Below are 12,361 nucleotides of genomic sequence, written 5' to 3'. Positions count from 1 at the left end.
ACATGACCGACGAGTCCCCCGCCCCGCCCGCGGGCCGCCCCACCGATCGACGCCGCACGCTCACGCGGCGCGCGCTCGTCGCGGGCGGCGGACTCGCCGCGGTGGCCGCCGTCGCGGGCTGCACCACGACGCCCCGCCCGGCCCCGCCCACGGGCGGCACGACCGCCACCCCGACGACGGATCCCGGCGATCCGCCGGCACCCGCCGTCACCGCGTCCGGCGGCCCGCCGATCGACCCCATGACCTACGCCCCCGACGACGCGCTCGCGGGCTTCTACGCGCTCCGGGAGCAGGTGCGGGAACGCCGCCTGACCATCGGCGTGCTCGGCGACAGCATCACCGAGGGCCAGGGCGCCACCACGCTGCAGCACGCCTACCCCGCCCAGCTCCGCGACCGGCTGCGCGGCGCGCTCCCCTCGGGCGCGCGGGGTGGCCTCGACTACATCGCCTCCCGGCACCAGATCACGGTGCCGGCCGACCAGGGCTTCGCGTTCGCCGGGACGCCCGCCGCGGGCGGGCGGCACGGCTGGGGGCGGCGCGTGGTCATGCTCACCGAGGCGTCCGGTCCCGGCACGTACACCGCGCGCATGACCTCGGCGCGGGTCTGCTGGTGGGCGCCCGGCCTCGACGCCGCCATCACGGTGCAGGTCGACGAGGGCGAGCCCGAGACGGTGCGCGCCGACGTCGGCGGATCCCTCACCTGGACGAGCCCGGCCATGGACTCCGCCGAGCACGCGATCACGGTGGCGTGGGCAGGCGGCAAGCCCGAGCTCGAGGGCGCATGGCTGTTCGACGGCGACGAGGACCGCGGCGTCCACGTCATCGAGGGCGGCAACTCCGGGTCGCAGCTCTGGCAGCTCTCGGAGAAGGCGCGTCCCGATGGGGTGAGCACGTGGATCCGCTCGGCCCCGCGCTTCGAGCTCGACCTCTGGATGCCCGAGCACCTCATCAACGACGTGGTCGTCCGCACGCCCGAGCAGGTGCGCTCGGACGCGGCGGTGCTCATCGAGCTGATCCGCACCACGAGCGACGCGCCCATCCTCTTCCCGCCGCCCTACGAGCGGACGACGCTGCCGATCCGCGGCACGACCTGGGCGGACTACATCGGCGCGCTGCGGGACGCGGCATCGGCGGATCCCCTCGCCGACGTCTTCGAGATCGGCGCGTACATCCCGCGCATGGTCGGCGAGGGCGCGTCCGACCCGTACGGCTGGATGGGCCCGGACAACCACCCGAACGACCGCGGGTACGCCCGGTTCGCCGAGGTGCTCGCCGCGAAGCTCCAGGCCACCCCGGCCTGAGGTGGGCGGGCGGCGCACCGCGGACGCCGCCCGCCTGCATCAGCTGGCGACCGCGACCAGCCCGGGCTCCGCGCTCGACGCCAGCAGCTCGTGCCGCGGCACGACGCGCACGGTGTACCCGAACGGCCCCGCGGCGGTGAGCCGCACGGTGCCCGCGTACTCCTGCTGCCCGCCGGATCCGCCCACGGGCTCGAGCGCGTGCCGCACCACGTCCGTCAGCACGTCGCCCTCGCCCGTGCGCCCGTGAACGACCTCGACCGTCACGTCGCCGACGCCGAGGCCGCCGAGCGCGACCCACGCGCGCACGCGCAGCTCGTCGCCGACCTGCGCCTGGTGCTCGACGCCCTCCGACTCGACGTGGGCCACCTGCACCGACGGCCATGCGGCGACGACGCGGCCGCGCCAGGCCGCCAGCTCGCGCGCCCGGGCGGATCCGTCCGCCGCGACGACGGCCTGCGCACGCCCGGCGGGCACGTACAGCCGCTCCACGTACTGCCGCACCATGCGGTCGGCGCTGAGCTCGGGCGACAGCGTCCGCAGGGTGTGCCGGATGTCGTGCACCCAGCCGACGGGAACGCCGTCGGCGTCGCGGTCGTAGAAGCGCGGGGCGATCCGGTTCTCGATGAGGTCGTACAGCGCGGTCGCCTCCATCGCGTCGCGCTCGGCGCCGTCGTGCGCGCGGTCGGCCGACGGGATCGCCCAGCCGTTGCCGCCGTCGAAGTACTCGTTCCACCAGCCGTCGAGGATCGACAGGTTGAGCGCGCCGTTGAGCGCCGCCTTCATGCCGGACGTGCCGCACGCCTCGAGCGGGCGCAGCGGGTTGTTCAGCCACACGTCGGTGCCCGGGTAGAGCAGCTGCGCCATGCCGATGTCGTAGTCGGGCAGGAAGACGAGGCGGCCGCGGATCCCGGGCTCGGCCGCGAAGCGCACCAGCTCCTGGATGAGGCGCTTGCCCTCATCGTCCGCCGGGTGCGACTTGCCCGCGACCACGATCTGCACGGGCCGCTCCGGGTCGGTGAGGATCCGGCGGAGCCGCTCCCGGTCGTGGAGCATGAGCGTGAGGCGCTTGTAGGTCGGCACGCGCCGGGCGAACCCGATCGTGAGGACCTCGGGGTCGAGCACGTCCTCGAGCCACGCCGGCTCGACGGCGCCCGGGTTCTGCTCGCGCCAGGCGCGCACGACGCGGCGGCGGGCGTCCTCGACGAGCTGGCGGCGCATCCGGCCGCGCACGTCCCAGAGGTCGCCGTCGGTCACGGCCGGCGAAGACCAGTCGGCCGCAGTGGTGTCCCACGTGCCGAGGCGCTCGCGCGCGAGCGACATGAGCATCGGATCCGTCCACGTCGGCGCGTGCACGCCGTTCGTCACGCTCGTGATCGGCACCTCGTCGGTGTCGAACCCCGGCCAGAGCCCGGCGAACATGCCGCGGCTGACCTCGCCGTGCAGCTGCGAGACGCCGTTGGCGCGCTGCGCGAGGCGGAGGCCCATGAGCGCCATGTTGAAGACGTCGGGCGATCCGCCGTCGTGGGCCTCGGCACCGAGCCCGAGCACGCGCTCCGGCGGGACGCCCGGCAGCAGCCGCTCGGTCACGTGCTTCCGGACGAGCCCGACGTCGAACCGGTCGATGCCCGCGGGCACGGGCGTGTGCGTCGTGAAGACCGTGCCCGCGCGCACCACCTGGAGCGCCTCGTCGAAGTCGAGGCCGTCGGCCATGAGGGTGGAGATCCGCTCGACGCCGAGGAAGCCCGCGTGGCCCTCGTTGGTGTGGAAGACGCGCGGGACGGGCGCACCCGTGACGCGGGCGTGCGCGGCGATCGCGCGCACGCCGCCGATGCCGAGCAGCAGCTCCTGGTGCAGGCGGTGCTCGCCGCCGCCGCCGTACAGCCGGTCGGTGACGCCGCGGAGGTCGTCGTCGTTCTCGGGCACGTCGGTGTCGAGGAGGAGCAGCGGGATGCGGCCGACGCGCGCCTGCCAGATCCGCGCGTGCAGGGTGCGGTCGGCGGGCAGCTCGAGGGCGACGTGGACGGGCGCGCCGTCGGCGTCGCGCAGGACCTGGAGCGGCAGTCCGTCGGGGTCGAAGACGGGGTAGGTCTCCTGCTGCCAGCCGTCGGAGGAGATCCCCTGGCGGAAGTAGCCGGAGCGGTAGAAGAGGCCGACGCCCACGAGCGGGACGCCGAGGTCGGAGGCGCTCTTCAGGTGGTCGCCCGCGAGGATCCCGAGGCCGCCCGAGTACTGCGGCAGCGCGGCCGCGATCCCGAACTCGGGCGAGAAGTAGCCGATCGCCTCGGGCACGTCGCCCTCCAGCTGCTGGTACCAGCGCGGTTCGCGGACGTACGCGCGGAGGTCCGCCCGCTGCTCCTCGGCCCATGCGACGAAGCCCTCGTCGGCCGCGAGCTCCCGGAGCCGCTCCTGGTCGACCGCGCCGAGCAGCGCCACCGGATCGTGGCCCGTCCCCTCCCACAGCTCGGGGCTCACATGCGCGAATACGCGGCGGGTGGGCTCGTACCAGGACCATCGGAGGTTCCCGGCGAGCTCGTCCAGCGCGGACAGCTCCTCCGGGAGGACGGCACGGACGGTGAATCTGCGGATGGCCTTCACGGGACTCCCTCGGACCGGACGGCGGCGGGCGGGCCCGCGCGGATGGCTCCCGAGCCTAGGGCCGCGGGGTGGCAGGGCACCAGGGTCCTGCCGGCGCGTGGAGGCTCCGTGGACGCCTGCCGGACGGACGGTGAAGGCCGGGCGTCGGGCATCCGCGCGGCGCAGGCCACCGCCGCGGCGAGCGACAGCCGGACGGCGCACGGGCTACGGTCGAACAGTGACCACACCCCAGGACGGACCCGATCCCCTCCCCCGCCCGGTGCGCGGCCGTGCAGCGCGCAAGGCCGCCAAGGCCCAGAAGCTCCAGGACGCCCAGAAGCCGCCCGAGCCCCGCCTCCCGCTGATCCCGGAGGCGCCCGCGCAGACGTCGCCCGCGCCCGCCGCGGCGGAGCCCGAGGCCCCCGTGATCCCGCCGGTGCCCGCGGCCCCGCAGCCGCCCGCGGCCCCGCAGCCGCCCGCCGCTCCGGAGCCCGCTCCCGCGGCGGCGACGGGACCGACGCCGACGCGTGATCCGGCTCCCGCCGCCTCCGTCGATCCCGCCGCGCCGGTCGCATCCGTGCCGGAGCCCGTCGCGTCGGCGCCGTCCGCTCCCCGCCACGCCACGCCGGCCGCCGAGCCGACGCCGGCCGCGGCGCCGGCACCCTCCGCCGAGCCTGCGCAGCCCGCTGAGCCCGAGGCCGACGGATACGTCCCCGTCATCGGCCGCATCCCGATCCTGTCGCTCACCCCGCAGATCGAGGACGACCTCTGGCCCGCCAAGAGCTTCGTCCACGACGTGGTGCCGTTCGGCGCGACGATCTTCCGCGAGGGCCACGACCTCATCGGCGCCGACGTGCTCCTCACCGACCCGACCGGTGCCGTCACCGCGCACCGCATGTCCCTCGACGCCACGAAGCCCGGCCTCGACCGCTGGATCACGACGGCCCAGCTCGAGACGCAGGGCGTCTGGACCTGGCGCGTGAGCGCGTGGTCGGACGACTTCGGCACGTGGCTGCACAACGCGGAGATCAAGGTCCCCGCGGGCCTCGACGTCGACGTGATGCTCGCCCTCGGCGCCGAGGCGCTCGAGCGCGCGTCCGCCGACGAGACCCGGGACGCCGCCGACCGCGGCGTGCTCCGAGCCGCCCTCGCCGGCATCTCCGACGCCGACGCCGGGCCCGACGCCCGCCTCGCCGCCGCCACGACCCCCGAGGTCCTCGCGGCCATCGACCGCATCCCCCTCCGCAGCCTCGTCACCCTCTCCCCCGAGCGGACCATCGTGGTCGAGCGCGAGCGCGCCGCGGTCGGATCCTGGTACGAGTTCTTCCCCCGCTCCGAAGGCGCGGTCGAGCACGAGGACGGCTCCTGGACCAGCGGCACCTTCCGGACCGCAGCCCGCCGGCTCCCCGCGATCCGCGACATGGGCTTCGACGTCGTCTACATCCCGCCGGTGCACCCCATCGGTCGCACCAACCGCAAGGGCCCGAACAACACGCTCACCGCCGGCCCTCACGACCCGGGCTCGCCCTACGGCATCGGCTCCGAGGACGGCGGTCACGACTCCATCCACCCCGAGCTCGGCACGGCGGAGGACTTCCGCGCCTTCGTCCAGGCGGTAGCCGACCACGGCATGGAGCTCGCGATCGACATCGCGCTGCAGGCCTCGCCCGACCACCCCTGGGTGACGACGCACCCGGAGCTGTTCACGACGCTGCCCGACGGGTCGATCGCCTTCGCGGAGAACCCGCCGAAGAAGTACCAGGACATCTACCCGCTGAACTTCGACAACGCCCCGCAAGGCTCGTACCGCGAGATGCTCCGCGTGATGCGCGTGTGGCTGGGCCTCGGCGTCAAGATCTTCCGCGTCGACAACCCGCACACCAAGCCGCTCGTGTTCTGGGAGCGCCTCATCCACCAGGTGATGCGCGACGAGCCCGACGCGATCTTCCTCAGCGAGGCGTTCACGCGCCCCGCGATGATGCGCACGCTCGCCAAGATCGGCTTCCAGCAGTCGTACACGTACTTCACCTGGCGGAACACGAAGGAGGAGCTCGAGGAGTACCTCACCGAGGTCAGCCACGAGACGAGCGACTACCTGCGCCCGAACTTCTTCGCGAACACGCACGACATCCTCACGCCGTACCTGCAGTTCGGCGGGCGCGCGGCGTACCGGATCCGCGCGGCCATCGCCGCCACCGCGTCGCCGTCGTGGGGCATCTACTCGGGCTACGAGCTGATCGAGAACGTCGCGCGCCCCGGCGCCGAGGAGAACATCGACAACGAGAAGTACGAGTACAAGCCGCGCGACTGGGCCCGTCAGGAGGAGCTCGGCGGATCCATCGCGCCGGAGATCACGCGCCTCAACGAGATCCGCCGCCAGCACCCCGCGCTCCGGCAGCTGCGCAACCTCGACGTGCACTGGAGCGACGACGACTCGATCCTCGTGTACTCCAAGCACCTCGCGGCCGAGCACACGGGCACGGGCCAGGCCGACACGATCCTCGTCGTCGCCAACGTCGACCCGCACTCCGCGCGCGAGACCCAGGTCCACCTCGACCCGACCCGCTGGGGCCTCGCCGAGGACGCCGTGTTCGACGTCGAGGACCTCCTCACGGGCGACGTCTACACGTGGTCGACCTCCAACTTCGTCCGGCTCGACGCGTTCACGCACCCCGTGCACGTGTTCCGGGTCACCCCGACCGCATCGAAGGGATGACGGACATGACAGACACCACCCCCCAGGACGACCCGCAGGACCCCCAGGGCGAGCTGCCCGGCGCCGACGTGATCGTGCCGCCGGCCGCCGACGCCGACATCGAGCAGGGCGCCGACGTGGTCGTGCCCGCCGAGGACGGCGCGGCGGACGAGGCGCCCGCCTCCGCGTCCGCATCCGCCTCCGGCCCCATCCGCCTCCCCGAGGTCGCCGACGACGATCTGCGCGCCGTCGCCGAGGGCGTCCACTCCGGACCTCACTCGGTCCTCGGCCAGCACCCCGTCGCGATCGACGGCGTCGACGACGACCTCGTCGTCGTCCGCGCGCTCCGCCCCCTGGCGGAGGCCGTGTCCGTGATCCTCTCCACCGGCGCCCGCGTCGCGCTCGCCCACGTGGCCCACGGCGTCTGGCAGGGCGCGCACGTGCTCGGCCTGCAGGACTACCAGGTCGAGGCGCGCTACTCCGACGGCGGCACCTGGACGAGCGACGACCCGTACCGCTTCCTCCCGACCGTGGGCGACCTCGACCTCTACCTCTTCGGCGAGGGCCGCCACGAGCGCCTCTGGGACGTCCTCGGCGCGCACCACCGGGAGCACTGGGGCGTCGCGCAGACGTACTGGGGCGTCTCCTTCTCGGTCTGGGCGCCGCACGCCCGCGCCGTCCGCGTCATCGGCGGCTTCAACGGCTGGGACGGCGTGCAGCACGCGATGCGCCGCCTCGACGGGAACGGCGTCTGGGAGCTCTTCGTGCCGGGCGTCGAGCCGGGCGTCTCGTACAAGTTCGAGATCCTCACGCAGGCCGGGCAGTGGATCGAGAAGGCCGACCCCATGGCCCGTATGACCGAGGTCCCTCCGGCGACCGCGTCGCGCGTCGAGACGAGCGGCTACCAGTGGGACGACGCCGCCTGGCTCGAGGAGCGGGCCGCGCGCGACCCGCACGACTCCCCCATGAGCGTGTACGAGATGCACCTCGGATCCTGGCGTCCCGGCCTCGGCTACCGCGAGGTCGCCGGCGAGCTCGTCGCCTACCTCCAGGAGCTCTCCTACACGCACGTCGAGTTCCTGCCGCTCGCGGAGCACCCGTTCGGCGGGTCCTGGGGCTACCAGGTCTCCGGCTACTACGCGCCCACGTCGCGGTTCGGCTCCCCCGACGACCTCAAGTTCCTCATCGACTCGCTGCACCGCGCCGGCATCGGCGTCATCGTCGACTGGGTCCCGGCGCACTTCCCGAAGGACGCCTTCGCGCTCGCGCAGTTCGACGGCCAGCCGCTGTACGAGCACACCGACCCGCGCCGCGGCGAGCAGCAGGACTGGGGCACGCTCGTCTTCGACTTCGGCCACTCGCAGGTGCGGAACTTCCTCGTCGCGAACGCCCTGTACTGGTTCGAGGAGTTCCACATCGACGGCCTCCGGGTCGACGCCGTGGCCTCGATGCTGTACCTCGACTACTCGCGCGAGGAGGGCCAGTGGCTCCCCAACGTGCACGGCGGCCGCGAGAACCTCGAGGCGATCAGCTTCCTGCAGGAGGTCAACGCCACCGCGTACCGCACCCACCCCGGCATCGTGATGATCGCGGAGGAGTCCACGAGCTTCCCCGGCGTCACGCGCCCCACGAGCGACGGCGGCCTCGGCTTCGGGCTCAAGTGGAACATGGGCTGGATGCACGACACCCTCGACTACGCGGCCGAGGACCCGATGTACCGCTCGTACCACCACGGCCAGATCACGTTCTCGATGGTCTACGCGTACACAGAGAACTTCCTCCTCCCCATCAGCCACGACGAGGTCGTGCACGGCAAGGGATCGCTCGTCGGCAAGATGCCGGGCGACCACTGGCAGAAGCTCGCCAACGTGCGCGCCTACCTCTCGTTCATGTGGTCGCACCCCGGCAAGCAGCTGCTCTTCATGGGTCAGGAGTTCGGGCAGCCGTCCGAGTGGAGCGAGGAGCGCGGGCTCGACTGGTGGATCCTCGACCAGCCCGTGCACCGCGCCCTGTTCGACCTCGTCGGGTCGCTCAACCGCACCTACATCGACACGCCCGCGCTGTGGGCGCTCGACAACGACCCGGCCGGCTTCGAGTGGATCGACGCGGGCGACGCCGGGCGCAACGTGCTCGCGTTCCTCCGCCGCGACCGCGACGGGAACCAGGTCGCCGTCGTGCACAACTTCTCCGGGGCGCCCATCCAGGGCTACCGGCTGGGGCTGCCGCAGGCGGGCGTGTGGGAGGAGATCCTCAACACGGACGCCGAGCAGTTCGGCGGATCGGGCGTGGGCAACCTCGGCGCCGTGCACGCGGGCGACGAGGGCTGGCACGGCCGGCCCGCGTCGGCGGAGCTGACGCTGCCGCCGCTCGCGGGCCTCTGGCTGCGCATGAAGCAGGACCCGGCCGACCTCCGCCCCGTCGAGGCGCCCGCGCACGCGGCACCCGACGCGGACGAGTCGCGCGCCGACGGCACGCCGTTCGCCGAGCCGGACGCCCTGCCCGTGCTGCCGCAGTCGCCCGACGCGCAGCCGCCCGTCGAGGGGCTGTCCGCGACGGACGACGCGCCCGGCTCCGACGACGGCACCCCGCGGGTGCCCACGGTCTGACCGGACCGCGCACATGACGACGGCGCCGCATCCCCTCGGGGATGCGGCGCCGTCGTCGCGCGGGCGGGAGGCGCGTCAGTAGAGGAGGCGCGTGAGCTGGCGACGTGCCACGGCGACCCGCGGATCCTCCAGGCCGACCACCTCGAAGTGCTCGAGCAGGCGCTGGCGGACCGCCTCGCGACCGGCGGCGTCGGCCGACGGGAACAGCTCCAGCAGGCGGGTGAACGCGTCCTCGACGTGCCCGCCGGAGAGGTCGAGGTCGGCGACGAGCAGCTGCGCGTCCACGTCATCGGGCGCGGCCGCGGCGGCGCCGCGGATCTCGTCGGCCGCCTTCCCGTCGAGCCGCTCCAGGAGGCTGACCTGCGCGAGCCCCGCGACCGCGAGGGCGTCGCGCGGGTTCTGCGCGATGGCGGTGCGGTACTCGGCGGCGGCGGACGCGTAGTCGCCCTGCTCGATGAAGGCGTAGGCCTCCGCGTGGTGCGGCGGCAGCGGCTCCTCGACCGGAGCGGCCGGAGCGGCGGATGCGTCGGGGGCGACGGCCTGGCCGGTCACGCCGTTCTGCTGCGCCAGCTCCAGCACCTGCTGGATGACGTCGCGCACCTGGTCCTCCGGGATCACGCCGGCGAAGAGGCCGACGGGACGTCCGCCGATGAGCGCCGCGACCGTGGGGACGGTCTGCGCCTGGAACGCCTGCCCGAGCTGCGGGCTCTGGTCCACGTCGATGCGCACGAGCAGCACGCGTCCGCCCTGCTCCGTGACGACGCGCTCGAGCACGGGCGACAGCTCGCGGCTCGAGGCGAGTCCCGTCGAGACGAGCTCGACGATCACGGGCACCACGGACGAGATGTCGAGGAACTGCGTGAACGAGGCGTCGTCGGCCGCGAGCACGAGGCCGGGGACGTCGACCGTCTGCGGGGTGCCCGCCGCTCCTGCATCGGGGACCGGAGCGCCGGGCGCTCCGGCCGCAGCGGCTCCGGCCGACGCTCCCGCGGGCGCGGCAGGCGCCTGCGCGCGGTTCACGAGCGAGGACAGGTCGACGGCGCCGCGGAGGCTGGCGGCGGAGGGGGGCACGTTCGTCATGGGAGCTCCTTGGCCGAGGTGATGTGGGTGCTGGAGGCGTACAGGCGGATCTTCTCGCCCGAGTTCACGGGAGGCACGTACATGAGCATCTGCGCCGTGCGGACGGTGTCGAAGCCCTTGGCCGAGTCCGTGAGCCCGGTGATCGCCTGGACCTCGGGGTTCGCGTTGACCTTCGCGCCCTCCGCGGTCGGCTTCGCGACGATGCCGAGCTGCACGGTCACGCTGACGAGCGCCCCCGACTCGACGGTCGACATGGCGACGGGAGTGGCGGAGTCTGCCGTGGCCGCGAACTCGACCGTGCCCGTCTCCCCGATGGACGCCGGGAAGTCCACCTTGCGCTTGGCGTCCTGCGCCCGCACGCCGTCGTCGGTCGGGTCGAAGAGGGCGGCGTACTGGCTGGCGTCGCCGTTGTTCAGCACGTCCGCGTAGGCCGCGGAGAGCTGGTCCGGCTGCACGGCCAGGAGCTTCACGTCCGCCGCGAGCCGGGCCGCGCCGATGGCCGCAGGCGCCACGTCCGGGAGCGCCGCCGTGGTCGAGATGGGCATCGCGTAGAGCACGCGGTAGTTGTCGCGCGGGCTGTCCTGCACGAGCGTGAGCGACAGCGTGGGCGCGTCCTCCGTGTCCGGGTCCTTGACGACGGCCGCGACCGTGCGCGGCCATGCCACCGTGGCCTGCGGCAGCGTCAGCTGCAGGTCGCCGGCGGGGATCGCGGGGACTGCGGCGATGTCGGGCTTCGCCTTGCGCACCTGGTAGTCCGAGGTGCGCTCCTGGAGCGCCGGTCCGGCGAACCGGGGCGCGAGGGCGGCGGCGTCGAGCGACTGGTCCGCCGCGGTCGCGACCTCGGAGACGCGGGACACGATGCGCTCCGCCTGGTCCTGCGTCACCACGGGCGGATCCGCGTCCTCCGCCTGGCGGGCGGCGTCGAGCGACGAGGTCGGGGTGGGCGTCGCGGTGGATCCCACGCCAGCGGCGAGGTCGGCCGGCGCGCCCTGGGCGGTGCACCCGCTGAGCGCGAGGCCGGTGACGACGAGCACGGGCAGCGCGATGCGGCTGCGACGACCACGGCCGCGGGGCGTCACGGGTGCGGCGCCGCTGCCGGCCGTCAAGGCCGCTCGACGGGCTGCCGGGCCGATGCGCGGGATGCGCGGACCGCCGCGCGGCGGCAGGTTGCGGCGCGGTCCGCGGCTGCGGCGCAGGTGACGGAGCGCGAGGAGGTAGAGGACGAGCCCGACGACGAGCAGCACGATGCCGCCGACCACGAGCGGCACGACCCAGGGCGACTCGCCCTCGGACGGCCAGGACAGCTCGACGTCGGCCGGCGCGGCCGCCTGCCCGTCGGTGGCGAGGATCAGGCTGACGTCGTCCGGGAGGCGCGTGCTGAGCGACACCTCGCCCTGGCCGGTCTGCTCGGAGAGCCAGAGGTCGGATCCGCGGGGATCGGTCACCGTGGAGGTCGCCGCGGCCGCCGTGCCCGACGCGTCGGTGCCCGAGGCTCCCGCGGTGGGGCTCGGCGTGGGGGTCGGCGTGGTCGCCTCCGGCTGCACGACCTGGCTGGTCAGCGCGCCCTGGTCGTCCATGGCGATGCGCGTGTACGGGCTGCTGCCCACCCACGCCTCGACGTCCGTGGTGGGGCCGTAGGCCGCGAAGACCTCGCCGTCGCCGCGGACGACCGTGTCCTGCAGGCCGGGGTGCGCGTTGAGCGTCTTCCCGTCGACGATCGCGTACGCGGCGTCGCCGGTGGACGACGTGGCGGCGGTGATGCGGTCGGGTCCCGCCAGGAACGTGTGCTGGGCGATCCCCAGCCCGATCATGAGGGCCGCGACCACGAAGGTCGCGATCGCCAGGACGAATCGCACGGGTGTCTCCTCTCGTGTCGTCGCGGGCGGCGGCCGCATGAGCAGCGATCGGATGACGACCGCGGCGGCCGACGAGCACGGGTGCTCTCGCGACGCTCCGCCGTGCTGCAGGCGGACCGGCGGCGGACGACGACATCGAAGGATACCGGACGACCCTGGGAGCGCCTGCCCCGGGAGCCGTCGGCGCCGGGAGACGGACCGGGTCGCGGGCCGCCGACTCGGTAGGATCGGCACCTGCTGCGCCCCGCC

General features: G+C 74.0%; 6 protein-coding genes. 3 read left to right on the top strand and 3 right to left on the bottom strand.

Annotation, left to right across the window (positions count from 1 at the left end; genetic code table 11):
* The first annotated feature begins 2 nt into the window (after nt 1-2).
* Nucleotides 3-1,301 (top strand): SGNH/GDSL hydrolase family protein, encoded by a 1,299-nt coding sequence (locus K0V08_RS02705; RefSeq protein WP_232265385.1) that lies wholly within the window; start codon nt 3-5, stop codon nt 1,299-1,301.
* Nucleotides 1,302-1,340: 39 nt separating this feature from the next.
* Here K0V08_RS02705 and glgP read toward each other — a convergent pair whose 3' ends face one another.
* Complete coding sequence (gene glgP / locus K0V08_RS02700) at nt 1,341-3,896, bottom strand: alpha-glucan family phosphorylase (RefSeq protein ID WP_079532815.1); 2,556 nt, start codon at nt 3,894-3,896, stop codon at nt 1,341-1,343.
* A 556-nt stretch (nt 3,897-4,452) separates the two neighbouring features.
* On the opposite strand from glgP, the gene K0V08_RS02695 reads away from it, so the two are divergent.
* On the top strand, nt 4,453-6,591 hold the full coding sequence (locus K0V08_RS02695) for an alpha-1,4-glucan--maltose-1-phosphate maltosyltransferase (RefSeq protein ID WP_183130586.1): 2,139 nt from the start codon (nt 4,453-4,455) through the stop codon (nt 6,589-6,591).
* A complete protein-coding gene (gene glgB, locus K0V08_RS02690; protein WP_079532812.1) occupies nt 6,588-9,176 on the top strand; it encodes a 1,4-alpha-glucan branching protein GlgB in 2,589 nt (862 codons plus the stop codon). The genes K0V08_RS02695 and glgB overlap by 4 nt, the downstream gene beginning before the upstream one ends.
* Before the next feature lie 75 nt (nt 9,177-9,251).
* Here the strand turns inward: glgB and K0V08_RS02685 are convergent, their stop codons facing one another.
* Together K0V08_RS02685 and K0V08_RS02680 are read right to left on the bottom strand one after the other, a co-directional pair.
* Complete coding sequence (locus K0V08_RS02685) at nt 9,252-10,256, bottom strand: tetratricopeptide repeat protein (RefSeq protein ID WP_079532810.1); 1,005 nt, start codon at nt 10,254-10,256, stop codon at nt 9,252-9,254.
* Nucleotides 10,253-12,112: a DUF8094 domain-containing protein gene (locus tag K0V08_RS02680; protein WP_079532807.1), complete on the bottom strand. Its 1,860-nt coding sequence runs from the start codon at nt 12,110-12,112 to the stop codon at nt 10,253-10,255. Before K0V08_RS02680 ends, K0V08_RS02685 begins: the two co-directional genes overlap by 4 nt.
* Nucleotides 12,113-12,361: the final 249 nt, after the last annotated feature.

This window comes from Clavibacter michiganensis (assembly GCF_021216655.1).
GTDB lineage: Bacteria > Actinomycetota > Actinomycetes > Actinomycetales > Microbacteriaceae > Clavibacter > Clavibacter michiganensis.
This window is presented reverse-complemented; position numbering and strand designations above follow the sequence as displayed.

Excerpts from the sequence above, each read along its gene's own strand:
- K0V08_RS02705 (WP_232265385.1), top strand. The coding sequence starts at position 3 with ATGACCGACGAGTCCCCCGCCCCGCCCGCGGGCCGCCCCACCGATCGA.
- glgB (WP_079532812.1), top strand. The coding sequence starts at position 6,588 with ATGACGGACATGACAGACACCACCCCCCAGGACGACCCGCAGGACCCC.
- K0V08_RS02685 (WP_079532810.1), bottom strand. The coding sequence starts at position 10,256 with ATGACGAACGTGCCCCCCTCCGCCGCCAGCCTCCGCGGCGCCGTCGAC.